The sequence below is a fragment of the Streptomyces sp. NPDC042364 genome (assembly GCF_056437585.1).
This window is the reverse complement of record NZ_JBWKAJ010000002.1, coordinates 695,913-719,499: the sequence shown is the minus strand read 5'-3', so window position 1 is coordinate 719,499 and position 23,587 is coordinate 695,913. Positions and strand designations below refer to the sequence as shown.

Annotated in this window: 23 protein-coding genes and 2 tRNA genes; 17 read left to right on the top strand and 8 right to left on the bottom strand. The window is 73.4% G+C overall.

The window, feature by feature from the left end; all coding sequences use genetic code 11:
* Nucleotides 1–223 precede the first annotated feature (223 nt).
* Nucleotides 224–297, bottom strand: a tRNA-Pro gene (locus AC067N_RS06460).
* A gap of 99 nt (nt 298–396) precedes the next feature.
* Between AC067N_RS06460 and AC067N_RS06455 the strand changes: the two genes are divergently transcribed.
* Complete coding sequence (locus AC067N_RS06455; RefSeq protein WP_478677728.1) at nt 397–924, top strand: DUF309 domain-containing protein; 528 nt, start codon at nt 397–399, stop codon at nt 922–924.
* A 305-nt stretch (nt 925–1,229) separates the two neighbouring features.
* Nucleotides 1,230–2,030 (top strand): TIGR01458 family HAD-type hydrolase, encoded by an 801-nt coding sequence (locus AC067N_RS06450; protein WP_478677727.1) that lies wholly within the window; start codon nt 1,230–1,232, stop codon nt 2,028–2,030.
* On the opposite strand, the gene AC067N_RS06445 is transcribed toward AC067N_RS06450, so the two are convergent.
* Nucleotides 2,016–2,789: a sulfite exporter TauE/SafE family protein gene (locus AC067N_RS06445; RefSeq protein ID WP_478677726.1), complete on the bottom strand. Its 774-nt coding sequence runs from the start codon at nt 2,787–2,789 to the stop codon at nt 2,016–2,018. The genes AC067N_RS06450 and AC067N_RS06445 overlap by 15 nt on opposite strands.
* A gap of 175 nt (nt 2,790–2,964) precedes the next feature.
* Here AC067N_RS06445 and AC067N_RS06440 point away from each other — a divergent pair, with 175 nt between their 5' ends.
* The 4 genes from AC067N_RS06440 (at nt 2,965) to AC067N_RS06425 (ending at nt 5,069) form a co-directional block, all read left to right on the top strand.
* Nucleotides 2,965–3,774, top strand: a complete 810-nt coding sequence (locus AC067N_RS06440) for a lysophospholipase (RefSeq protein ID WP_478677725.1) — start codon at nt 2,965–2,967, stop codon at nt 3,772–3,774.
* Between the two features lie 107 nt (nt 3,775–3,881).
* Nucleotides 3,882–4,184 (top strand): WhiB family transcriptional regulator, encoded by a 303-nt coding sequence (locus AC067N_RS06435; protein WP_478677724.1) that lies wholly within the window; start codon nt 3,882–3,884, stop codon nt 4,182–4,184.
* Between the two features lie 21 nt (nt 4,185–4,205).
* On the top strand, nt 4,206–4,691 hold the full coding sequence (locus tag AC067N_RS06430) for a Dps family protein (RefSeq protein WP_478677723.1): 486 nt from the start codon (nt 4,206–4,208) through the stop codon (nt 4,689–4,691).
* Nucleotides 4,692–4,739: 48 nt separating this feature from the next.
* Nucleotides 4,740–5,069 carry a DUF3140 domain-containing protein gene (locus tag AC067N_RS06425; protein WP_478677722.1) on the top strand — a complete coding sequence of 110 codons (330 nt, stop codon included), beginning with the start codon at nt 4,740–4,742 and terminating at the stop codon, nt 5,067–5,069.
* A gap of 243 nt (nt 5,070–5,312) precedes the next feature.
* Here AC067N_RS06425 and AC067N_RS06420 read toward each other — a convergent pair whose 3' ends face one another.
* The 4 genes from AC067N_RS06420 to AC067N_RS06405 all read right to left on the bottom strand — a co-directional run bounded on the left by AC067N_RS06420 (nt 5,313) and on the right by AC067N_RS06405 (nt 8,847).
* The gene (locus tag AC067N_RS06420; protein WP_478677721.1) at nt 5,313–6,233 is read right to left on the bottom strand and encodes a glutathione S-transferase C-terminal domain-containing protein; all 921 of its coding nucleotides are present in this window, start codon (nt 6,231–6,233) and stop codon (nt 5,313–5,315) included.
* A gap of 66 nt (nt 6,234–6,299) precedes the next feature.
* Nucleotides 6,300–6,422, bottom strand: a complete 123-nt coding sequence (locus AC067N_RS06415; RefSeq protein ID WP_478677777.1) for a putative leader peptide — start codon at nt 6,420–6,422, stop codon at nt 6,300–6,302.
* Nucleotides 6,423–6,517: 95 nt separating this feature from the next.
* Nucleotides 6,518–6,988, bottom strand: coding sequence for a potassium channel family protein (locus AC067N_RS06410; RefSeq protein WP_478677776.1), 471 nt, complete (start codon nt 6,986–6,988; stop codon nt 6,518–6,520).
* Nucleotides 6,989–6,990: 2 nt separating this feature from the next.
* Nucleotides 6,991–8,847 carry a glycoside hydrolase family 15 protein gene (locus AC067N_RS06405; protein WP_478677720.1) on the bottom strand — a complete coding sequence of 619 codons (1,857 nt, stop codon included), beginning with the start codon at nt 8,845–8,847 and terminating at the stop codon, nt 6,991–6,993.
* Nucleotides 8,848–9,204: 357 nt separating this feature from the next.
* On the opposite strand from AC067N_RS06405, the gene AC067N_RS06400 reads away from it, so the two are divergent.
* The 7 genes from AC067N_RS06400 to AC067N_RS06370 all read left to right on the top strand — a co-directional run bounded on the left by AC067N_RS06400 (nt 9,205) and on the right by AC067N_RS06370 (nt 15,783).
* Entirely contained in the window at nt 9,205–10,491 is a 1,287-nt protein-coding gene (locus AC067N_RS06400; protein ID WP_478677719.1) for an NAD(P)/FAD-dependent oxidoreductase, read from the top strand.
* Nucleotides 10,488–10,787: a (2Fe-2S)-binding protein gene (locus AC067N_RS06395; protein WP_478677718.1), complete on the top strand. Its 300-nt coding sequence runs from the start codon at nt 10,488–10,490 to the stop codon at nt 10,785–10,787. The genes AC067N_RS06400 and AC067N_RS06395 overlap by 4 nt, the downstream gene beginning before the upstream one ends.
* Nucleotides 10,777–12,258: an FAD-dependent oxidoreductase gene (locus AC067N_RS06390; RefSeq protein WP_478677717.1), complete on the top strand. Its 1,482-nt coding sequence runs from the start codon at nt 10,777–10,779 to the stop codon at nt 12,256–12,258. The genes AC067N_RS06395 and AC067N_RS06390 overlap by 11 nt, the downstream gene beginning before the upstream one ends.
* A 71-nt stretch (nt 12,259–12,329) precedes the next feature.
* A complete protein-coding gene (locus AC067N_RS06385) occupies nt 12,330–13,244 on the top strand; it encodes a dihydrodipicolinate synthase family protein (RefSeq protein WP_478677716.1) in 915 nt (304 codons plus the stop codon).
* 33 nt (nt 13,245–13,277) lie between these two features.
* Nucleotides 13,278–14,279: a proline racemase family protein gene (locus AC067N_RS06380; RefSeq protein ID WP_478677715.1), complete on the top strand. Its 1,002-nt coding sequence runs from the start codon at nt 13,278–13,280 to the stop codon at nt 14,277–14,279.
* Nucleotides 14,280–14,380: 101 nt separating this feature from the next.
* Nucleotides 14,381–15,169 carry a GntR family transcriptional regulator gene (locus AC067N_RS06375; RefSeq protein ID WP_478677775.1) on the top strand — a complete coding sequence of 263 codons (789 nt, stop codon included), beginning with the start codon at nt 14,381–14,383 and terminating at the stop codon, nt 15,167–15,169.
* An 86-nt stretch (nt 15,170–15,255) separates the two neighbouring features.
* Nucleotides 15,256–15,783, top strand: coding sequence for an NUDIX hydrolase family protein (locus tag AC067N_RS06370; RefSeq protein WP_478677774.1), 528 nt, complete (start codon nt 15,256–15,258; stop codon nt 15,781–15,783).
* Nucleotides 15,784–16,179: 396 nt separating this feature from the next.
* Here AC067N_RS06370 and AC067N_RS06365 read toward each other — a convergent pair whose 3' ends face one another.
* Nucleotides 16,180–17,634, bottom strand: coding sequence for a tetratricopeptide repeat protein (locus AC067N_RS06365; RefSeq protein ID WP_478677714.1), 1,455 nt, complete (start codon nt 17,632–17,634; stop codon nt 16,180–16,182).
* Between the two features lie 487 nt (nt 17,635–18,121).
* On the opposite strand from AC067N_RS06365, the gene AC067N_RS06360 reads away from it, so the two are divergent.
* The 4 genes from AC067N_RS06360 (at nt 18,122) to AC067N_RS06345 (ending at nt 23,148) form a co-directional block, all read left to right on the top strand.
* The gene (locus tag AC067N_RS06360; protein ID WP_478677713.1) at nt 18,122–19,618 is read left to right on the top strand and encodes a Y4yA family PLP-dependent enzyme; all 1,497 of its coding nucleotides are present in this window, start codon (nt 18,122–18,124) and stop codon (nt 19,616–19,618) included.
* Nucleotides 19,615–20,949: a pyridoxal-phosphate dependent enzyme gene (locus AC067N_RS06355; RefSeq protein WP_478677712.1), complete on the top strand. Its 1,335-nt coding sequence runs from the start codon at nt 19,615–19,617 to the stop codon at nt 20,947–20,949. The genes AC067N_RS06360 and AC067N_RS06355 overlap by 4 nt, the downstream gene beginning before the upstream one ends.
* Nucleotides 20,950–20,952: 3 nt before the next feature.
* Nucleotides 20,953–22,152, top strand: a complete 1,200-nt coding sequence (locus AC067N_RS06350; RefSeq protein ID WP_478677711.1) for an aminotransferase class V-fold PLP-dependent enzyme — start codon at nt 20,953–20,955, stop codon at nt 22,150–22,152.
* A gap of 225 nt (nt 22,153–22,377) precedes the next feature.
* Complete coding sequence (locus tag AC067N_RS06345) at nt 22,378–23,148, top strand: class I SAM-dependent methyltransferase (RefSeq protein ID WP_478677710.1); 771 nt, start codon at nt 22,378–22,380, stop codon at nt 23,146–23,148.
* A gap of 261 nt (nt 23,149–23,409) precedes the next feature.
* Here AC067N_RS06345 and AC067N_RS06340 read toward each other — a convergent pair.
* Nucleotides 23,410–23,483: transfer RNA gene (locus tag AC067N_RS06340), tRNA-Pro, on the bottom strand.
* Between the last annotated feature and the right edge of the window lie 104 nt (nt 23,484–23,587).

The window sequence follows — 23,587 nt, the reverse complement described above, 5'->3', positions numbered from 1 at the left end:
CGCCACGTGCCTCCTGGGGGATGCCCTGCCTGAGCGGCCGCGTCATACGCGTATAAAGAGGGCATGGCTCGAAGTCTCCCGTGCCGGGACGCACGAGGTCCAAGCCTTTTCCCCGGACGGCGGCGGGCCGTACACAGGTGCGATGCAATCCGGACACGTCGTTCGCGGCGCCGGAACGAGCAGCGGGCCCGCCGTATTCGGCGGGCCCGCTGCCCCTGCACCGTCGGGACGACAGGATTTGAACCTGCGACCCCTTGACCCCCAGTCAAGTGCGCTACCAAGCTGCGCCACGTCCCGGTGCGCTGTCCGCGGTGGAACCGCGTGATCGCGCAGACAGAACTTTACCGTACGTCGGCCGGTGCCCTGTGGTCGACGGGGGCGAGGGACAATCGGGGCATGGACGCGACATCGGACGGCGGGGCGGCGCGGGGACGGGACCGGGACGCGGAGGGGCGCGCGCGGAACGCGCGTCCCCGGGACGGGCTCGGGCGACCGTTGCCGTACGGGGCGGACGGTGTGGAGCGGCAGCCGGAGGGGATCGTACGGGGGCCCGAGGAGACCGTCGCGGAGGCGCAGGCGCTGATGGACGCGGGGAAGCCGTTCCACGCGCACGAGGTCTTCGAGGACGCCTGGAAGTCGGGGCCGGAGGAGGAGCGCGCCCTGTGGCGGGGGCTGGCCCAGCTCGCCGTCGGGCTCACGCACTCGGCGCGCGGGAACACCAAGGGCGGCGCGCGGCTGCTGCGGCGCGGGGCCGGCGCGGTCGAGGAGTGGGCGGCGGCTGACGGCCGGAAGCGGCCGTACGGCGTCGATCTGGCGTCGCTGGCGGCTTGGGCGCGGCGGCTGGCCGGGGTCGTGGAGGGGGAAGGGCAGCCGGTGGACGCGGTGCGGTGGGCGCCTCGCCTGCGGGGAGGCGGGGCCGGGTAGCGGCACGATGGCCGGTGGCCGCCGGCGTCGCGGCTCCACGACCGCCCCCGGACGCGGCGCCCCGGGTGTCCGGGCCGTCCGGGCCGTCCGGGCCGTCCGGGCCGTCCGGGCCGTCCGGGCGGACTCTCGCTGTGCGGAGGATTCATGTGCCGGTCATGGACACGTATCCGCCGCGCGGGCCCCGCGAGGGCTGACCAGGGCACGGTGGCCGCCTGCGCTCCCCGTGCGGAGCGGCCCGACGGTCCCGTAAGGCTTTCCCGACGCGGCGCCCGCGGCCGTGCGGGCGTCCTGGGTATCGTCCCGGTATGCCCTCGAAGCGTGCTGTTCTCGTCGACATCGACGGCGTACTCACCGTCTCGTGGAAGCCCCTGCCGGGTGCGGTCGAGGCGTTGCGGGAGCTCCGCGGGGCCGGTCTGGGGGTCGCGCTGGTCACCAACACGACGTCCCGGACGCGGGCGTCGATCGCGGGGGTCCTCGCGGGCGCCGGGTTCCCGGTGGCGGCCGACGACATCCTGACCGCGCCGGCCGTGACCGCCACGTACCTCGCCCGGCACTGTCCCGGTGCCCGTTGCGCGCTGCTGAACAGCGGTGACGACATCCGCGAGGACCTCACCGGGGTCCGGCTGGCCGGCGACGACGAGACGGACCCGGACGTGGTGATCGTCGGCGGGGCGGGGCCCGGCTTCGACTACGCGGCCCTCAACCGGGCCTTCGGGCATCTTCAGCGCGGGGCCCGGTTGGTCGCGATGCACCGCAACCTCTACTGGCGGACGGACGAGGGACTCCAGCTGGACTCGGGAGCGTTCGTGGCCGGGCTGGAGCAGGCGGCGCGGGTGGAGGCCGAGATCACGGGCAAGCCGTCGGCCGCGTTCTTCGAGGCGGCGCTGGCGCACCTCGGCGTCGGGGCTCGGGACGCGCTGATGGTCGGCGACGACATCGAGTCGGACGTACTGGCGGCGCAGCGGGCGGGCGTCACCGGGGTGCTCGTGAGGACGGGGAAGTACCTGCCGGAGACGCATCGCGCCGCGAGCGGCAGCCCCGACCACGTGGTGGACTCGTTCGCGGATCTGCCCGCGCTGCTGGCGAAGGCGTCAGCGCAGCAGTAGCTGGAGGCCGCCGAGGACCGTCGCCGCGATCACCAGCTGCTCGAAGAGCCGCTGGTTGATGCGGTGCACCGCCCACTTGCCGAGCAGGGCGCCGGGCACCACGAAGAGGACGAGTGCCGCGTCCAGCAGCAGGGAGGGGCCGTCGATGAGGCCGAGGCCCACGCTGAAGGGAACCTTGGAGACGTTGACGATCAGGAAGAAGAACGCCGACGTGCCGAGAAAGCCGAGCTTCCGGAAGCCCGCCGAGAGCAGATACAGGGACATCACCGGGCCGCCGGCGTTGGCGACCATGGTGGTGAAGCCGCCGAGGACCCCGTACGAGCGGGCCTTGGCCCGCCCGGCGCGGGTCGTGACGGAGCCCGGTTCGTCGTCCTGGCCGGCGGTGCGGCGGCGCCACACCGTGACCGCCGTCATCAGCAGAAGGATCGCGCCGATCGAGGTCCGTACGATCCGGTCGTCGGCCCACATCAGGAACAGCGTGCCGAACACGACGCCGGCGCCGACGGCGGGGAAGAGCCGCCACAGGGTGGGCCAGTGGGCGTGCCGGCGGTAGGTCAGCACGGCGAGGACGTCCCCGGCGATGAGGATCGGCAGCAGGACACCGGTCGAGGCGCGGGCCGGAAGCACGGCCGCGAAGATCGCGAGGCTGACCGTGTTGGCGCCGCTCACGGCGGTCTTGGAGAAGCCGACGAGCAGGGCGGCGAAGGCGAGTGCGGCGAACCCGGCCGGGGACAGGTGCCAGAGAGTCATCGTGTTCATGCGGGGACCGATGCTATGCGCACCTAACGGCCCCCGACAGGACCGTCTCGCCGATCGGTCCTGGGGCCCGGGGCCTGTCCGGTTCGGTTCGCGGTGCCGGCCGGTCCATGGACCGTCGCCGGACCGGCTGGCAGGATCCACCGGGCCACCTTCACCGACGCCAGTGGGAGACGTCATGGCCGACTCGCGGGAGCACACCTTCGCCGGTACCCGGGGCGGTGTCACCGCACGGGAGTGGCCGCGCGAGGGAGCCCGGTACGTGGCGCTCCTGGTGCACGGCTACGGCGAGCACATCGGCCGGTACGAGCAGGTGGCGGACGCCCTGGTCGACCATGGCGCGGCGGTGTTCGGCCCGGACCACATGGGACACGGCAGGTCGGCCGGCGAGCGGGTGCTGATCGAGGACTTCGAGGACGTGGTCACCGATGTGCACACGGTGGAGGAGCTGGCCCGGGCCGCGTACCCGGGTGTTCCGGTGGTGCTGATCGGCCACTCGATGGGCGGTCTGGTGGCCGCGCGGTACGCGCAGCGGTACGATGCCGGGCCGGCCGCGCTCGTGCTGTCCGGGCCGGTGATCGGTGACTGGAGGGTGCCGAGGGCGCTGCTCGCGCCGCCGGAGGTGCCCGAGGTGCCGCTCGACCCGGAGCAGCTGTCGCGGGATCCGGCGGTCGGCGCCGCGTACGCGAACGATCCGCTGGTGTGGCACGGCCCCTTCAGGCGGCCGACGTTGGAGGCCTTCGAGCGCACGCTGGAGACCGTCTCCGAGGACGGGGGCGTCGGGACCCTGCCGTTGCTGTGGTTGCACGGCGACGACGACCGGATCGTGCCGCTGCCCGGGACGCGTGCCGGGATCGAGCGGTTGCGCGGGACGGTGTGGGCGGAGCGGGTGTACCCGGGTGCCCGGCACGAGGTGTTCAACGAGACGAACCGTGCGGAAGTCCTCGCGGATGTCATGGAGTTCGTGGACGGTGTGCTCGCGCGCTGAGGAGCGGGCGCGGTCCGGCGCACCGGTGCGCGCCGATGCGGAAGGACCGCGTCCATGGCGGTGGCTTGCCGCGTTTTCCCCCATCCGTCCTGGGCACCCGGCCTCGCATGGAGTGGTTGCGGCAAGCGGCCTGCGTGGGCGAGGACCCCGAGTTGTTCTTCCCCGTGGGCACCACAGGACCGGCGCTCGACGACATCGAGGCCGCCAAGCGCGTCTGTGCCCGGTGCCCCGTGCTGCGCGAGTGTCTGCTTTGGGCGCTCGGCAGCGGGCAGACGTCCGGTGTGTGGGGCGGCATGTGCGAGGCGGAACGCACCGCGCTGCTCCGCACGGCCGGGAGCGTCGAGGCGGCCCGGCACCAAGCGTTGGCGCGGCACCGGGCGACGCGCCATGAAGCGATGACGCGCCATTGATGCGATGAGGAGTTTCACCTGATGACGATAGTGAGGAGCACCCTGCCCGAGGCGGCTCTCCGGGTGACCGGGGAGGCGCTGCAGGAGACCCTGGTGGACCTGCTCGGCCTGTCTCTGATCGGCAAGCAGGCCCACTGGAACATCGTGGGCCCGCGGTTCCGTTCGATCCACCTCCAACTGGACGAGGTGGTCTCCACGGCACGGTCGTTCGCGGACCAGGTGGCGGAACGCGCGGCGGCGCTGGGTGTCGCGCCCGACGGCCGCCCCGAGACCGTCGCGGCCAGGTTCGCGCTGCAGGGCCCGAAGGAGGGCTGGCTGCGGGACAACGAGGTCGTGCGGCTTCTGGTGGAGGCGCTGGGGACGTCCGTCGGACGGCTGCGGGAGCGCATCGAGGCCACCGAGGACGCGGACAAGGTGACACAGGACCTGCTGATCTCCATCACTTATGAACTGGAGAAGCAGCGCTGGATGTTCGAGGCGGAGAACTGGCCGCGCGAGGACGCCTGAGCTTGGGATCCGCCGTAGGCCAAGCACCGAGCGGCGAAGGGGGCAGCGATGACCGACGCCCTGGAACTGGACGCGCTGTGGGACGAGTTCCACCGCGTGGTGAACATGACCTCGCAGGAGCTGGCGGCCTGGCTCCGGACCCGGTACGCCGACGAGGAGACGGAGCCGCTGCCGGACCGGCCGGGGTCGTCCACCGGCAGGCGGGTGCTGGAGATCCTGCAGAAGCGGCGCACGGATCTCACCGATGACGACATCCGGGTGATGTACGAGGTCGTGGACTCCGTCGACGCCCACCGGGAGAGCGAGCCGGAGGCGGACGGGACGTACCGCCGCCATCGGTTGATGACACTGGGGCACGACCCGCTCAGGGCGTCGTAACGCGTGCCCCCCGCACCGGCGGCGCCTGCGGAACGGCGGGCGCCGCCGGCGGACACGGCGGCGCCTGGGGGTTCACTCGTCGAGAGCCCCGGGCGCGCGGTCGGCGCGGAGCGGCACCCGGCCGTGGCGCCGCCAGGCGGCCGGCCTCGGGGTTGCGTACGTGTCCGTCACCATCGCTCTTCCGGCCCGGCGGCCTCGCGTTCTTCGGGTGGCCGTAGGTAACGCAGGCCCGATACGGCCCTGTCAACGTCGGTGCGCAGCGTGGGACGTTTGACCGTCAGTCGATACGGCCTGGTCCGGGACGTGGGAGGCCCAGTCCAGGATCTGCACGGCGGCTCCGGCGGCCTCCAGGCCCTGGCACTGCGCGTGGTGCCTGCGGGCGATGCCGTCGAGGTCGAGACGGGGCCCGAAGGCGGGGTGGGCGGTCAGCCGGCGCGCGTACGCCCACAGGTGCGGGTGGTCGGCGACGCGGTGCACGGCGGCGGCGTCCAGGTGCCGGCGGTGCACGGTGTCGAGTCGCACCAGGCTCGTCCACAACTCGACGTCGGCGGCGGTGAGCCGGTCGCCGAGGACGTGGTCCTGCCGGGCCAGGCGGGCGTCCAGCGAGCGCAGGGTGCGCAGCAGGGAGCCGAGCGCGTCGCGGCGTGCCGCGTCGTCGGCGTCGGCCCGTCCGGCGCGTTGCGCGGTCGCGTCGATGCCCTGCCCGCAGAGGCGGGCGACGCCCTCGATCTCGCCCTCGGCACCCTCCGGGTACAGCTCGGGGCGGCCGCCCCCGAATCGGCGGGCGAGGTCGCGCATGATGTCCGGGACATGGTTGCTGACGATGCGTCCGGACCAGTCGTCGCCGAGGACCGGCGCGGTGGCCGCCCCGGCGTACCGGTGCGCGCTCGCCTCGTACAGGGGGCGCAGCTCGGAGTGTTCGCCGTCCGGTCCGTCGGGGACGGCGGGCAGGAGCGTGACGGGACAGACGTCCGCGAGCCCGAGCAGGCCGTGCACGACGGCGATGCGGAGGGCGCCCGGACAGGACAGTGACAGGTGCAACCGGTAGCGGCGCGGCACGGCGTAGTGGCCGCTGCGGGCGTCGCAGCCGATCCGGCCCCGGAAGGCGGGCTGCGGCCGCTGCGCCGGGACGGCGTTCAGGGCATGGACGGACAGAGTGGGCATGGGTCTCCCAGGGGTCGGGTACGGGCACACGCGTCCTCGGCGGCGGGCGCGGCGCCACGCGCCGCTTCAGGCGGAGGGGTGTGTCGCGCTGCAGACGCGCTGCAGGTCGATGTGCCGGCGGGAGGTCAGCAGGAGGGACTGCCGGCGCGTGCGTCGCACACGAGTCACCACCGGCTCCACGCGCCCCATCATTCCCTACCTGTTCACTAGGAAATACCCCTGATGGAGTGTCGATCCCCTGTCGTTCCGCGTCAAGGGGGTGTCCGAGGAGCGGTCGCGGGGGTTCAGTCGGGATCACTCGTGCGGGTGAGCATCCGCTCCAGCCGGTCGAAGCGCTCGTGCAGGGCGCGGGCGGTCTCGTCACACAGGTCGTGTGCGTGGTGCGCGAGTTGGTGACGCTTCTGCTCCCGGCCCACGAACCAGGTGGCGATGGCCGCCGTGACCATGCCGTACGTGGTGATGCCGACGACCATGACGACCGCGCCGACGACCCGGCCCCAGAAGGTCACCGGATAGAAGTCGCCGTAGCCGACGGTCGTGGCCGTCTCGACGGACCACCACAGGGCCTTCGGGTACGACGTGAGGTTGGCGCGCGCGGCGTCCCGTTCGGCGGCGGTCACCGCCCAGGAGCCGAGGAGCATCACCACGACGAGGACGACGGTGGCGCCGCCGGCCGCCCTCAGGTGCAGGGGGCGGCTCCGGCCGTCCCGGCCGAGCAGCAGGTCGACCGCCCTGGTGAGGAATCCCGGCAGCACGCTCACCCCTCCCCCGCCCCGGGCGGGGCCTCGGGGTGGCCGCGGCGGGCGTGGGTGGCGTGCCGGTCGAGTTCGTAGGCGACCCGGATGAGCGGCACGTGCGTGAACGCCTGCGGGAAGTTGCCGAGCTGGCGGCGGGCCCGGGGGTCGTACTCCTCGGCGAGCAGCCCGACGTCGTTGCGCAGGTCGAGCAGCCGCTCGTACAGGTCGCGGGCCTCGTCCTCCCGGCCGATCGACAGCAGGGCGTCGGCGAGCCAGAACGAGCAGGCGAGGAAGGCGCCCTCGCCGCCGGTGAGGCCGTCCGGGGAGTCGGGGCCGCCCGCCGAGTAGCGGGCCACGAGGCCGTCGACGAGGAGTTCGCGGCGTACCGCCTCGACGGTGCCGACGACGCGGGGGTCGTCGGGCGGCAGGAACCCGGTCTGCGGGATCTGCAGCAGCGCGGCGTCGAGTTCGCGGGAGCCGTACGACTGGGTGAAGGTGCCCCGGTCCGGGTCGAAGGCGCGCTCGCAGACCTCGCGGTGGATACGGTCCCGCAGCCGGCGCCAGTGCTCCACCGGGCCGGGGCGGTCGTGCGTCTCGGCCAGGCGGACCGCGCGGTCGAAGGCGACCCAGCACATCACCTTGGAGTGGGTGTAGTGGCGGGGGGTGCCGCGCATCTCCCACAGGCCCTGGTCGGGTTCGGTCCACGCCTGCTCCAGGTGGTCGAGCAGGACCGCCTGGAGGTCGACCAGGTGCCGGCGCGGGCGCAGTCCGCAGCCGATGGACAGATGGATGGTGTCCATCACCTCGCCGGGTACGTCGAGCTGCCGTTGGGCCGCGGCCGCGTTGCCGATCCGCACCGGGCGCGACCCCTCGTAGCCCGGCAGCCAGTCGACCTCCCACTCGGTCAGCCGCCGCTCCCCGGCGATGCCGTACATGATCTGCGCGTCCTCCGGCCGGCCGGCGAGGGCCCGGGCCAGCCAGCCGCGCCAGGCGTCCGCCTCGGCGGTGAACCCGCTGCGCAGCAGCGCCTCCAGCGCCATCCCGGCGTCGCGCAGCCAGCAGTAGCGGTAGTCCCAGTTGCGGATGCCGCCGATCTCCTCGGGCAGGGAGGTGGTCGGGGCCGCGACGATGCCTCCGGTCGGCTCGTACGTGAGGGCCTTCAGCGTGATGAGGGAGCGGGCGACCGCGTCGCGGTACGGGCCCGCGTAGGTCAGCCGGCGCAGCCACAGCCGCCAGTACGTCTCCGTGGCGGCGAGCGCGTCGAAGGCGTCCACCGGGTCGGGAGCCGGCAGATGCGAGGGGCGCCAGACGAGTACGAAGGGGACCCGTTCACCGGGGGTGACCCGGAAGGTGGCGCGATGGGAGGTGCCGTCGGCGGTCAGCCGGACCCCGGTGTCCAGCCACACCGCGTCGGGCCCGGCGATGCCCGTGAGCTGTCCGTCCCGGTGCCGCATCCACGGCAGCACCCGGCCGTAGTCGAAGCGCAGCCGCAGCTCCGTGTGCATGTCCACGGTGCCGTTCAGGCCCTCGACGATCCGTACGACGCAGGGGGCGTCCTCGCCGCGCGGCGGCATGAAGTCGGTGACCAGGGCCCGGCCCCCGGGTGTCTCCCACTCCGTCTCCAGGATCAGCGTGTCGTCCCGGTAGCGGCGGCGGGCCACCGCGCCGCTCCGCTCCTGCGGGGCGACGCGCCAGCGGCCGTTGTCCTCGTCCCCGAGCAGGGCGGCGAAGCAGGCGGGTGAGTCGAAGCGGGGAAGACAGAGCCAGTCGATGCTGCCGTCCTTGGCGACCAGGGCCGCGGTGAGGAGGTCGCCGATCAGGGCGTAGTCCTCGATGGGGCTGGGTCCCGACCCGGCGCCGGGGGCATGTCCTGGCATGGGGTCAGTTTCGGGGCCGGTGGGGGCGGGGGCATGCGGGGTGGGGCGTTCGAGTTGCCGCCGCGGCCCCCCGAAGACCGGGCCGGGGGCTGTCGGCGCGGGGCGCGGCAGACCGCGGTGGTCCGGCCGGTGAGGCGGGTGAGGGCGCGGGGAGGCGACGGTCAGGGGCGGTCCATCGAGTTCCGGGACGGCGGTGGCGGGGCCGGCCTGCCCGCGTGCGGCGAGGCGCCGGGCGCGGGGGTGTCGACGGTGACCGCGGAGGGCCCGACGAGCGCGGGAGTACCCGGGGTGGTGGGGCGCTTCCGTGCCTCGGTCCACGGTATTCCGCCCCACAGCGCCATGTGACATAGTACTGATGTGACCGAGCGACTGACCTGCGACGTCGTGGTTGTCGGAGCGGGAATGGTGGGCGCGGCCTGCGCCCTGTACGCGGCCCGGGCGGGTCTGGACGTGACGGTGGTGGACCGCGGCCCGGTGGCCGGCGGCACGACCGGGGCGGGCGAGGGCAACCTCCTGGTCTCCGACAAGGAGCCCGGCCCCGAACTGGAACTGGCCCTGCTGTCCCGTCGTCTGTGGACCGGGCTGGCTTCCGAACCGGGCCTCGGTACGGCGTTCGAGTACGACCCGAAGGGCGGGCTCGTGGTCGCCTCGACGGCCGAAGGGGTCGCCGCGCTGGAGGAGTTCGCGGCCGGGCAGCGCGCCGCCGGGGTCACGGCGGAGACGGTCACCGCCGCGCAACTCCATGATCTGGAACCGCAGTTGGCCCCCGGTCTCGCGGGCGGTGTGTACTACCCGCAGGACGCCCAGGTGATGCCGGCCCTGGCCGCCGCGCATCTCGTGCGGGCGTCGGGTGCCCGTCTGCTCACCGGCCGCGCGGTGACCGGGGTGCTGCGCACACACGACGGCGCCGTGCGCGGCGTGCGGACCGACCGGGGCGAGATCCGCGCCCCGGCGGTGGTGAACGCCGCGGGCACCTGGAGCGGCGAGGTGGCCGCGCTCGCCGGGGTCCGCCTGCCCGTGCTTCCCCGGCGTGGCTTCGTCCTCGTCACCGAACCGCTGCCGCCCCTGGTCCGGCACAAGGTGTACGCCGCCGACTACGTGGCCGACGTGGCCAGCGACTCGGCGGCGCTGCAGACCTCCCCGGTCGTCGAGGGCACGGCCGCCGGGCCGGTGCTCATCGGGGCGAGCCGGGAACGGGTCGGCTTCGACCGGTCGTTCTCACTGCCCGTCGTACGGGCGCTGGCGGCGGGCGCGACCCGGTTGTTCCCGTTCCTGGAGCGGGTGCGCGCGACGCGGACGTACGTGGGGTTCCGGCCGTACATGCCCGACCATCTGCCGGCGATCGGGCCGGACCCGCGGATGCCAGGGCTGTTCCACGCGTGCGGACACGAGGGGGCGGGCATCGGGCTCGCCACCGGGACGGGGCAGCTGATCGCCCAGGTGCTCGGGGGCGGGACGCCCGAGCTGGATCTCACCCCGTTCCGCCCGGACCGCTTCGCCGCGCGCGGGGAGGACCCCGACCGGCCCCTCGCGTTCGGCGAGGGTTCCCACCGGTTGACCGCACACGGCGAGGATGCCCACCGGCCCGTCGCGTTCGACCAGGATTCCCACCGGTCCACCGCACACGAGGAGGAGCGGGAATGAACCCGTTGGAGCGGGCGGCGGCCGAACCGGGTCCCCCCTTCACCGTCACCCTCGACGGCCGTGAGCTGGACGCCCTGCCCGGCCAGACGGTCGCGGCGGCGCTCTGGGCGGCCGGGGTGACGTCCTGGCGCACCACCCGGGGCGAGGGCCGCCCGCGCGGGGTGTTCTGCGGTATCGGCGTCTGCTTCGACTGTCTGGTGACCGTCAACGACCGTCCCAACCAAAGGGCTTGTCTGATGCCGGTCCGGCCGGGCGACGCGATCCGCACCCAGGAGGGGACGGGGCATGGGCAGTGAACCGGTCGGGCCGCGCCCTGGACGGCCGCCCCGCCTCGCGGTCGTCGGCGCGGGGCCGGCGGGCCTCGCCGCGGCGCTGGCGGCGGCCGGGCGGGGCGTCCACGTGACGGTGGTCGACTCGGCGCAGGCGCCCGGCGGCCAGTTCTACCGGCAGCCCGCGGCGGCACTCGGGGCACGGCGTCCGCAGTCGCTCCACCACCGGTGGCGGACCTGGCGGCGGCTGTCCGACGGCTTCGAACGGCACATCGCCGCCGGGCACATCACCCATCTGCCCGACCACCACGTGTGGTGCGTGGAGCCGCGGTCCGCGGGGACCACCGGGCCGGGGGCCGCCGCCTCCGGCGGCTTCACCGTGCACGCGCTGCTCGGGCCCGGGCAGGAGGAACCCGTCGAGGTGCGGGCCGACGCCGTCGTGCTCGCGACCGGCGGCTACGAGAAGGTGCTGCCCTTCCCCGGCTGGACCCTGCCGGGCGTGGTCACCGCCGGGGGCGCGCAGGCGATGCTGAAGGGCGGGCTCGTGGTGTCCGGCCGTACGGCGGTCGTCGCCGGGACGGGGCCGTTGCTGCTGCCGGTGGCGACCGGGCTCGCGGCGGCCGGGGTCAGGGTGGCGGCGCTGGTCGAGTCCGCCGACCCCAGGGCGCTCGTCCGGCGGGCGGGGCCGCTCGCGGGCCGGACGGACAAGCTGGCCGAAGGAGCCGGGTACGCGGTCCGGTTGCTGCGCCACCGGGTGCGGACCCTCGTACGCCACACCGTGGTCGAGGCGCACGGCACCGACCGGCTGGAGGCCGTGACCGTGGCCGCGCTGGACGCCGGGGGGCGGGTCAGGCCCGGCAGCGAGCGGCGCGTTCCCTGCGACACGCTCGCCGTCGGGCACGGCATGGTCCCGCACACCGACCTCGCCGAGTCCCTGGGCTGCCGGATCGACGCCCACGGCACGAAGGTGGCCGTCGACGACGAGCAGCGCACCGACGTACCGGGTGTCTGGGCGGCGGGCGAGGCCACCGGCATCGGCGGCGCTGACCTCTCCCTCGCCGAGGGCCATGTCGCCGGGCGGTCGGCGGCGGCCCGGCTCCACGGCTGGACACCGGATCCGCGGGAGTGGGCGGCGGCGGCCACGGCCCGTACACGGCTGCGGGAGTTCTTCGCCGCGCTCGATGCCGTTCATGCGCCGCCCGCGCACTGGACCGAGCAGGTCACCGACGACACGGTGGTCTGCCGGTGCGAGGAGGTCACCGCCGGGGCGGTCCGCGAGGCCGTCGGGGAGCTGGGGGCCGGGGACGTCCGGACGGTGAAACTGCTCACCAGGGCCGGGATGGGCTGGTGCCAGGGCCGGATGTGCGGGCCCGCGGTCGCGGGGGTCACCGGGTGCGCGGAGGGGGTGGCGCGGCGGCCGTTCGCGCTCCCCGTGCCGCTCGGTGTGCTGGCGCGGGCCGGGGAGACCGAGGAGCCGGGAGGTCCGCCCGTGGAGTGAGCCGTCGCCGGGAAGCAGCTCGTCCCGAAAAGCCGCCAGTACCATGTCACACCCCATGGAGGGAACCGCAGATGACCACTTCCGCGCGCTCGACCGGCACCGGCGACCGCCCCTGGCGCGGTGTCCTCGTCGCCACCGCACTCCCCCTCCGCGACGATCTGTCGGTGGACTACGACAAGTACGCCGAGCACTGCGCCTGGCTGGTCGAGAACGGCTGTGACGGTGTCGTGCCGAACGGCTCCCTCGGCGAGTACCAGGTGCTGACTCCCGAGGAGCGGGCGCGGGTCGTGGAGACGGCCGTCGCGGCGATCGGCGGCTCGCGGGTGATGCCCGGCGTCGCCGCCTACGGCTCCGCCGAGTCCCGCCGCTGGGCCGAGCAGGCACGGGACGCGGGCTGCGCCTCGGTGATGCTGCTCCCACCGAACGCCTACCGCGCCGACGAGCGCTCGGTGCTGGCGCACTACGCGGAGGTCGCGAAGGCGGGCGTGCCGGTCGTGGCGTACAACAACCCGATCGACACCAAGGTCGATCTGGTCCCCGAGTTGCTGGCCAGACTGCACGGCGAGGGGTACATCCGGGCCGTGAAGGAGTTCTCCGGCGATGTGCGCCGGGCCTACCAGCTGGCCGAACTCGCCCCTGAGCTGGACCTGTTGATCGGCGCCGACGACGTGCTGCTGGAGCTGGCGCTGGCGGGCGCCAAGGGCTGGGTCGCCGGTTACCCGAACGCGCTGCCCGCGGCGACCGTGGAGCTGTACCACGCGGCGGTGGACGGGGACCTCGCGACGGCGAAGGGGCTGTACGCGCAGTTGCACCCGCTGCTCCGCTGGGACTCCAAGGTCGAGTTCGTGCAGGCCATCAAGCTCTCCATGGACGTCGTGGGCCGGCACGGCGGGCGCTGCCGGCCACCGCGGGTGGAACTGCTGCCGGAGCAGGAGGCCGTGATCAGGTCGGCCACCGAGAAGGCCGTCGCCGCGGGGCTCGCGTAACGCGCGCGGGAGGGGAGCGGAAGGAGAACGGTCATGCGCAGCAAGCTCGTCCTGCACGCCGTCGACTCGCACACCGAGGGCATGCCCACCCGGGTGATCACCGGCGGGATCGGTACGATCCCCGGCGCGACCATGAACGAACGGCGGCTCTGGTTCCGTGAACACCGGGACGACGTCAAGCAGTTGCTGATGAACGAACCCCGCGGTCACGCGGCGATGAGCGGTGCGGTCCTCCAGCCGCCCACCCGCCCCGACTGCGACTGGGGCGTGGTCTACATCGAGGTCTCCGGCTATCTGCCCATGTGCGGCCACGGCACGATCGGGGTGGCGACGGTCCTGGTGGAGACCGGCATGGTCGAGGTCGTCGAGCCGGTCACCACCATCCGTCTCGACACCCCGGCCGGCCTCGTCGTGGCCGAGGTGGCGGTGGAGGACGGCGCCGCGCAGGCGGTCACCCTGCGGAACGTGCCGTCCTTCTCGGCCGGCCTCGACCGCAGGATCACCCTGGCCGACGGGCGGACGGTCACCTACGACCTGGCGTACGGCGGTAACTTCTACGCCATCCTGCCGCTCGCCGAGTTCGGGCTGCCCTTCGACCGCTCCCGCAAGGACGACATCCTCCGCGCGGGCCTCGACCTGATGGACGCCGTCAACGCCGAGGAGGAGCCCGTCCACCCCGAGGACCCGTCCATCCGCGGTGTCCACCACGTCCATCTGTACGCGCCCGGCGCCACCGCCCGGCACTCACGGCACGCGATGGCGATCCACCCCGGCTGGTTCGACCGCTCGCCCTGCGGTACGGGCACCAGCGCCCGCATGGCGCAACTGCACGCGCGAGGCGAACTCCCGCTGCACACCGAGTTCGTGAACGAGTCCTTCATCGGCACCCACTTCACCGGACGCCTCCTCGGCGAGACCGAGGTGGCCGGGATCCCCGCCGTGCTCCCCAGCTTCACGGGCCGTGCCTGGATCACCGGCACGGCCCAGTACCTGCTCGACCCGACCGACCCCTTCCCCTCCGGATTCGTCCTCTAGAAGTCGTCCCGTGATCCAAGGCGGGCGCGCGACGCCGGGGATTACGGGACAACCCTTGGGATTCCGGGCTCCAGGACTCCAGGAGAGACCGCATGACCCCCATGGCCCCGCAGCACACCGGCGCACCCTCCGCGTCGGCTGCCGCCTCCGTGCCGCCGGCCGCCACCGACACCCGGGGCGCCCCCGGCGTCCGGGGTGCCGCCGGCGTCCGGGGTGCCGCCGGTCCTCCGGCGCCCGACCTGCCGGTGCTCGGCGGGAAGAAGAGCAGCTATCGCGAACGGGTCGCCGACGCGCTGCGGGCCGCGCTGATCGCCGGTGAACTGCGGCCGGGCCAGGTCTACTCCGCCCCCGCGCTCGCCGCCCGCTTCGGCGTCTCGGCGACACCGGTGCGCGAGGCCATGCTGGACCTGGTCAAGGAGGGCCTGGTCGACACCGTGCCCAACAAGGGCTTCCGGGTCACCGCCGTGACCGAGAAGCAGCTCGACGAGTACACCCACGTCCGCTCGCTGATCGAGATCCCGACCACCGTCGCCCTGGCCCGCACCGCCGACCCGGTCTCCCTGGAGGCGCTGCGGCCCGCCGCACGGGAGATCGTGGCCGCCGCGGCCGCCGGGGACCTCATCGCGTACGTGGAGGCCGACACCCGCTTCCACCTCGGCCTGCTGGCCCTCGCGGGCAACGCGCATCTGGTCGAGGTGGTGGGCGACCTGCGCAAGCGCTCCCGCCTGTACGGGCTGACCGCGCTCGTCGAGGCGGGCCGTCTCCTGGCGTCCGCCGAGGAGCACCTGGAACTCCTCGACGCCCTCCTCGACCGCGACGAGGACACCGTCCGGGCGGTGATGACCCGCCACCTCGGTCATGTACGGGGCATGTGGGCCGCCCACGACTGAACGGCACGCGACACGGACGCGGCGCATGTGATCGGAGCGACGCGCGCGCCAGGTGACCTGGAAAGTATGATCGGCCAATGTCTGACATGACCGAAACCACGCCCGGCTGGCTGACTTCCGACGAACTCGAATCGGCGCGTGCCCGTATGCCGATCCTGTACGTCGAGGCCGTGCCCGTGCGCGTCGACGACAGCGGCGAAGTCACCAGCATCGGCCTGCTGCTGCGCATCGGCCCGGACGGAACGGTCAGCCGCACGCTGGTGTCCGGCCGCGTGATGCACCACGAGCGGGTACGCGACGCGCTCCTGCGCCATCTGGAGAAGGACCTCGGCCCCGTGGCGCTGCCCCGCGTCCCGGCCTCGTTGCAGCCCTTCACGGTCGCCGAGTACTTCCCGACGCAGGGCATCACACCGTTCCACGACCCCCGGCAGCACGCGGTGGCGCTCGCGTACATCGTCCCGGTGTCCGGCGACTGCCGCCCCCGGCAGGACGCGCTCGACCTGGTGTGGTTCAGCCCGCAGGAGGCCGCGTCGGCGTCCGTCCAGAACGAGATGCCGGGCGGCCAGGGAGTCCTGCTGAAGCAGGCCCTCGCCCATGTCGGCTGCGTGTCCTAGCGGGTGACCAAGGGGGCTCCCGGCGGCGCGTGGCGTGTGCCGCCGGGGTCCCGAACACCGTCGGCCGAGATGTTCTGACGTTCGGCCGCCAGCCTTCAGGGTCAACGCCGTTGCCCCGCAAGGAAGATCGAGGTGATCGTCGTCGGCGGGGGCCCGTGCCGGCGGCCGGGTCGACCGCCGCGTCGGCCGTCGCGTCGCGCGGCCACCGTGTGCTGCTGCTGGACCAGCAGATGTTCCCCCCTACCAGATCGGGGAGTGGCTGTTGCCGTCGACCGAGCACGGGGGTGAGCCGTGTCCTCGGCGTCGAGGGCGAGATCGCGCGGGGCCGGGTTAAAGCCCGGCGCGGCGGGACCTTCCGCTGGGGCCGACACTTGCCGCCCCCTGAGGGAGAGCCGCTCAAGGGGTGCGGGCGAGATACGGCCGGTGCAGTCCCCGCTTCAGCCGGTTCGCGGCGGGGGCCGCCAGCTCGTGCGCCGTGTCGCGGGCGACGGCGGCGCGGCCGGCCTCGCCCAGCGTGTCGGCGAGCCGGGCCTGGCGCAGCCAGTTGTAGGGGTTGTGGGGGCTCAGTCCGGTGCGTTCCCCGAGGAGCAGTCGGGCCAGGTCGGCTCGTCCGGCGCGCAGGGCCGACTCCAGGAGGGTGCGCTGGACGGCGTCCCGCTGGGCGTGACTGCCGCCGAAGGCGTGCACGCGGCGGCGGACGGGCCACAGCAGGTCGACCACCGTCTCGTGGTCGCCTCGCGCGTAGGCGACCAGCGCCTCACCGACGGGCAGCCCGATCTCGGCGGTCATCGCGTGGTTGGTGGTCCGGCGGGCGTCGTCCCGTTCCAGCCGGCGCCGCCGTTCGGCGAGGAACGCGTCCGCCTCGGCCAGCCGGCCCGCCCCGGCGAAGGCCATGACGGCGTGGACGTCGTTGAAGGCGTAGTACGGCGGGTCGGCGCGGGCCGCCCAGGCGTCGGCGAGGGCCTGCCACCGGGTGTCCTGGTCCAGGTCGGCGAGGAGGAACCGCCACAGCAGGGAGGCCGCGTCGAGGAGCTCCATGACGAACCCGCTGGAGTCCTCGTGGTGCAGTACGGCGTCGTAGATCCGGGTGGCCGTGTCGGTGTCGCCGGCCTCCAGCGCGTACAGGGCGTAGTGCCACCAGCTGTGCACGGTCAGGAGGGTGCCGCGGGCCCAGTCGTCGAGCCGTGCGTCGAGGTAGTCGATGCCGTCCGCGTACCGCCCGCGCATCTCGTGGACGTGGACGACCGCGTGGATGGCCCAGACGTCGCGGGGGTTCTGCTCGACGGCGGCGAGGGCGGTCTCCAGGGCGCGGTCGTAGTGCCCTGACTCCTCCAGTCCGAACGCGTACATGCCCATCAGGGGGCCGCGGTGGGGGTCGTCGGCGTCCCAGGCCGGGAGCGCTCCGCCGATCCGGTCCCGCAGCCGGGTCGCGTCCCCGGTGAAGAAGTCCAGTTGGTGGCCGACCGCCAGGGCCAGCGGGTCGCGGGGGTGCGCCACGACGAGTTCTTCGAGGATGCGGGCCGCCGTGCTCAGGTCGCCCCCGAGCCAGGCCTCCGCGGCCGCGAGATGCATGCGCTCCCTGCGGGGCAGTGCCGTGCGGTCCAGCCCGGCGCCGTACTCGGTGAAGCGGCGGCGGGCCTCGACGGCGTCGCGCGGCTCGGTGCCCAGGACGCCCAGATACGCCGAGAACGCCTGTGCCAGCGGTGCCGTGGGGCATGCGGCGACGGCGTCGGCGACCGCGGTGGGGAACTCGGGGCGGAAGAACAGCAGCCCTTCCACGGCCCGGTCCAGATGGGCCGCCGCCTCGGCGGTGCACTCGAACAGGGCGTTGCCGTACCGATCCGTCACCATGGCAGCTCCACTCCGGGGCGTGTGCGGTGGGGGCCGTCCGGCCCTGTGGCGGCACGGTGGCCCGCGCCGTCCCCATCAAAGCGAGCGGCGCTCCGTCCGGTCCACCGGGGACACGCGAAGCGACGCGAACCCGCCCCCGTGCGCCCCCTGTCGGCGCCCCCGCGGACGGCTGCGGCGGGGCGGTGATCACCCGCCGGCGCTCGCACTCGCATCCGCCCGGTCGAGCCCTTGTCCGCCCGCCGCGTCGGCCCGGGCCCGCGCCCGGCGACCTGCCCCGAACCGCCGTCGGACAGCGCTCCCCGGGCGGCGCAGGACCTCCTCGGGACCGCGGGGCGGCGGAGACCAGGGACTATCCCAGGGCTTAAAGGGATATTCGACGGGAAATGCTGACCCCCGAACGGCTGTGTGAGGCCTGCCGGTACTCCACGGCGGTGCTCGACTGCCGGGAGCCGCCATCGCCGGTGCACACCATAGGGGGCCGCCTGCCGTGCGCACGCCTTTGTATCTGCGACCACGACTGGAACCACCGCTCGACGCGTTACTGGAAGCCTCGCCCTTCCTGCACTCCCTCGCCGACTCGCTCGGCTCACCGCTCAACGTGCTGCTGCCCGACCGGATCGCGGACAACGTCGCCGGCTTCCACGCCGTCTACCGCGAGCACCGCCTCGGCGGCCGGCTGTACTACGCGCACAAGGCCAACCAGGCGCACAGCCTGGTGCGGCGGCTGACGGCGACCGACCCGGCCGGGGTGGGAATCGACGTCGCCTCGCTGGGCGAGCTGCGGCACGCCCTGGAGTCCGGCTTCACCCCCGACCGGATCATGGCCACCGGGCCGAAGGACCCCGAGTTCCTGTGGCTGGCCGCCCGCACGGGCGCCTGCGTCAACCTCGACTCCCCCGCCGAGCTCGATCAACTGGCCGGGCTGGTCAGGAAGTACGGCCTGCCCCGCACCGACGTCCTGCTGCGGCTCTCGGAGTTCGAGGCGTCCGCTTCCGCGGCGTCGGGCACCAGGGTCCTCTTCCGTCGCAGCCGCTTCGGCTCACCCGTGCGCGAGGTGGACGCCCTGGTCGACGCGGTCGCACGGCACGCGGACGCGGTCCGGTTGACCGGGGTCGCCTACCATCTGGACACCACCGGTATGGCGGAGAAGGCCGTCGCGCTGGAGACGTGTGTCGCGGTCATGGACGAGTGCCGATCCCGCGGACTGGACCCCCGGGTCATCGACATCGGCGGCGGCTTCGGGGTCGGGTACGTCGCCGACGCCGGCCAGTGGGAGCGCTACACCACCGCGCTCGCCGAGGCCGTGCTGGGCACCCGGCCCGCCCTGACGTGGCGCGGACACGGGTACGGGCTGCGGAACGAGAACGGCACCCTGCGCGGGGCCCCGGCGCTCTACCCGGCCCATCGCCGCACCGCGGGCCCCGGCTACCTCGACGAACTGCTCCGCCACCCCGCCCCCGCCTCGGGCCGCCCGACGGCCACCCTGCTCCTGGAGCACCTCTACGACCTGGCCTGCGAGCCGGGCAGGGCCCTGGTCGACCAGTGCGGACTGACGCTGGCACGGGTCCTCGACGTACGCCGGGCCGGCGCGGACTCGGGCGACCTCCTGGTGCGGCTCGGGATGAACGCCGGTGACGTGAGCCTGGAGGAGCACGGGGTGCTCGTCGACCCGGTCCTCCTCCCCCGTCCGGGACCGAGCACGGACACCGGCGCGGGACCGGTGGGGGTCCATCTCGCCGGCAATCTCTGTCTGGAGGCCGATCTGATCACCCGCCGCAAGGTCTATCTGCCCCGACTCCCGCGCACGGGCGACCTGTTGGCGTTCGCCAACACCGCCGGATACGCGATGGACTTCCACGCCCACCGTGCGCAGCGGCAGCCGCTCGCGCGCACGGTCGCCGTCACCCGGGAGCGGGACTCCTGGAGTTGGCGCCTCGACGAGGAGTACTGGCCGATCACGGGAGTGGGTGGAGCGGTTTCATGAGGTACGACAGCATCACGGACGCCATCGGCAACACGCCGCTGGTGCGGATCGATCCGGCCGTGCACGGTCTGCGCCGCATCGACCTGTACGCCAAGCTGGAGATGCTCAATCCGTTCGGCTCGGTGAAGGACCGGGCCGCCTGGCACATGGCCGGCCCGGGTCTGCCCTCGGCGGCGGAGCGCGGTGCGACGGTCGTGGAGCTGTCCAGCGGCAACACCGCCAAGGCCCTGGCGCTGCTGGCGGGTATGCACGGGCTGCGCTTCAAGAGCGTCACCAACCGGATGCGGGTGCCCGAGATCAAGGATCTGCTCCTGCTGCTGGGTGCGGAGATCGAGGAGCTGCCCGGACAGAGCGAGTGTCTCGACCCGACCGACACCGACGATCCGCTGACGCGTTTCCACCAGGCCCTCAGCGGCTCGGACGACACGTACTTCCACACCGACCAGTACTTCAACCCGCGCAACACCGAGGCCCATGTGGCGGGCACCGGGCCGGAGATCGTCAAGGACCTGGACGGGCGGGCCCCCGACTGGTTCATCGCCTGCGTGGGCACGGCGGGCTCCTCCACGGGCGTCGCCCGCGTGCTGCGCGAACACGATCCCGGTGTACGGGTGGTCGGCCTCGTCGCCCACAAGTCGGACTTCATCCCCGGTATCCGAACGATCGACGAGGTGCACCAGGTGGGCCTGTTCGACCCGGCGACGTACGACACCATCGAGTCGGTGACCGCCGACGAGGCCATCGACGGGATGCTGACCCTGATCCGCCGCTGCGGACTGCTGACCGGGCCGACGGGCGGCGCCGCCTTCCACGGCGCGGTACGCCATCTCCGTACGGTCGACGCCGAGTTGGCGGACGGTGAGCGGCGGACGGCGGTCTTCATCGTCTGCGACCGCGCCGAGAGCTATCTCGGGTACGTCCGGCAGCGCCGCCCGGAGCTGCTGGGCAGGCCGGCCCGCCGGCACTCCGTGACGGCCCTGTCCGACGCCGAGGTGCGGGCGGAGGCCGCGGTGATCGACGCGGCGGACGCACGGCGGTGGCTGGAGGAGGGGCGGCCCCGGCCGCTCGTGGTCGACCTGCGGGGACCGCACGCCTACGCCGCGCTGCACATCGACGGTTCGGTGAACATCGCCGACGAGCTGTTCGAGGAACTGGTCCACGGCGGCCTGCCGTTTAGCAAGCGGCAACCGGTGCTGCTGGCCTGCCCCGTCGGCGAGAAGTCGGCCCGGTACGCCGCGCTGCTGACCCGTATGGGTCATCCCGACGTCCGCAGTCTGTCCGGCGGGATCGTCGCGTGGCGCGACGCGGGCGCCCCCCTGGTGAGGGACTGACCGGTGCCGGGAACCGATCTGGAGGAGCTGGCCGACTGGCAGCGGGAGGTGCGGGAGCAGTTCCCCATCATCACCGCGCACCCGGGCCTCACGTACTTCGACAGCGCGGCCACCACCCAGAAACCTCGGGCCGTCCTGGACGCCGTGCAGACGTATCTGACGACCTCGAACGCCAATGCCGGGCGGGGCGGTTACCCCTGGGCCAACAGCACGACGGCCCTGGTGGAGCGCACCCGGCGGCGCGTGAAGGACTTCCTCGGCGACACGGCGCCGGACCGCTCGGACGTCCACTTCACGGGCGGCACCACCGAGGGGCTGCGGACGATCGCCCGGGACTGGCTACCCGGCCATGTCTCGGACGGCGACGAGATCCTGGTCCCGTTCGCCGACCACCGGGCCAATCTGGACCCGTGGCTGGAGGTCGCGGACCTGCTGGCACGGCAGGGTGTCACCGTACGGGTGAGGCCGCTGCCGTACCAGGAGTCGTCCGGCGACTACGACCACCGGGCGCTGTCCCCGCTGGCAGGTCCGCGCACCCGCTTCGTCGCCGTCACCCACGTCCACCACGTGTACGGCGGCGACATGAACGTGCACCGCGTCCGCGAGGCCGTCGGCCCCCATGTGCCGATCTGCCTGGACGCCGCGCAGAGCGTGGGCCATCTGCCGTTGTCCGTGGACCGGCTCGACGTGGACTTCGTGGTCTTCTCCGGGCACAAGACGCTGGCGCTGCCCGGTTCCGGGGCCGTGTGGGCCCGCAACTCCCCCGGCCGCGGGCCGGAGTTCCGGCCGGGTGGCTGGCAGGGCACCCCGAACACGGTGGGGGTCGCCGCGCTGGAGGCCGCTCTCGACTGGCTGGACGCCACCGGCACGGACCGGATCGCCCGCTGGACCACGGCGCTCACGGCACGGCTCACGGAAGGGCTGCGCCGCCTGGACCCGTACGAGATCCTCGGCTGCCAGGCCAGTCTGGCCGCGGACTCCCCCGTCCAACGGCGCCACGACATCGTCACTTTCCGCCACCGCGACATCCCTTCGGACGATCTCGGCTTCATCCTGTACAGCCACGGATTCATGGTCCGCGCCGACAACCTCTGCCAGGCCGGCACCGACAAGCGGGACGGCTCGGTACGGGTCAGCGTCCACGTGTACAACACGGCTGGGGAGATCGACGACCTGCTGAACGTGCTGGCCGAGTTGGGCTGAAAGTCGTCCCGCAGCCGGCCGACACCCCGCATGACCGGAGAGAGCCGCCGACACGGCTCTCTCCCCGGGCGCCTGCGCGGACGGCGCCCCACGACGACGGACTGGGCCGCCCCTGCTCCTGCCCGACCGGACACCGCCCACCCCGCGCGAATGGAAACCGTTTCCAGTAACCGATAGGTTCTGACCGCAACCTGCGGTGCGATACGGAAGAGGCGACGCGAGGCCATGGGCGTGAGCATGGAGACGGCCGAGGTGTGGATCGAGCGCTGGGAACGCCAGCAGCAGCACTACGCCGTCGCTCGCGAGGAGCGGTTCACGGTCATCGCCGATGTCGTCGAGCACATCACCACCGGCAGGGCCCGACCGCTCCTGCTCGACCTCGGCTGCGGTCCGGGGTCGATGGCCGCCCGGCTGGCCGCGCGGCTCCCGGCCGCCGAGATCGTCGCCGTGGACATGGACCCGCTGCTCCTCGAACTGGGCCGCACGCACCACGCGGACGCCGCCCGTTTCGTCGACGCCGTCATCGGCGAGGGCGGCTGGACCGACGCCCTCGGCCTGGACCGCCCGCTGGACGCGGTCGTCTCCACCACAGCCCTCCACTACCTCTCCGAGCGGACCCTGCTGCGCACGTACCGCAGCCTGTACGCCCTGCTGCGGCCGGGTGGCGTCCTCGTCAACGGCGATCACTTCGCCCTGGACGACGACCGGTGCTCGGACCTCAGCGCCGAGGTGGGACGGCGGCGGGCCGAGCGGTCGCGCACACGGGAGCACGAGGACTGGCGGTCCTGGTGGAGCGCGGCCGCCGAGGATCCGGAGCTGGCCGACCTGTTCGCCCAGCGGGAGAAGCGCCGGGCCGCGCCCGGCAACCACGACGGCAACGACAACGACCTGCCCCTGACCTGCCACGTCGAACTCCTGCGCACCGCGGGCTTCGCCCACATCACCCCCGTCTGGCAGTACGGCGACAGCCACGTCCTCGTCGCCCTGAAGGACTGACCGTTCCGGCGCCCGGTCCCGGCCACCGCCACGAGCGCGCGCGTGGTGTCGATGTCCGCGCCGCGCCCATCCCGCGGTCGCAGTCGGTCTGGCGCTCGGCCGAGACCGCGGCGGTGAGAGGGATCAGCACAGAGACGATCCCCATGCGGTGCCTCCACGCGCCCGGATCCGGAGTGCGGCATGCCCGAGGAAGCTCCGGACACAGGAAGAGGCCGCCTCAGATCTCCTCTGAAACGGCCTCTGACCTTCGACTTCGCAAAGTCGGGACGACAGGATTTGAACCTGCGACCCCTTGACCCCCAGTCAAGTGCGCTACCAAGCTGCGCCACGTCCCGTTGCCCGCCTGACCTGGGCTTTCCCCTGGCCGAACGCGCACGGAAACAATACCGCACTCGGGCCGGTGATCGCGCACCCGTTTTATCGCGGGCGAGCGCGAGCC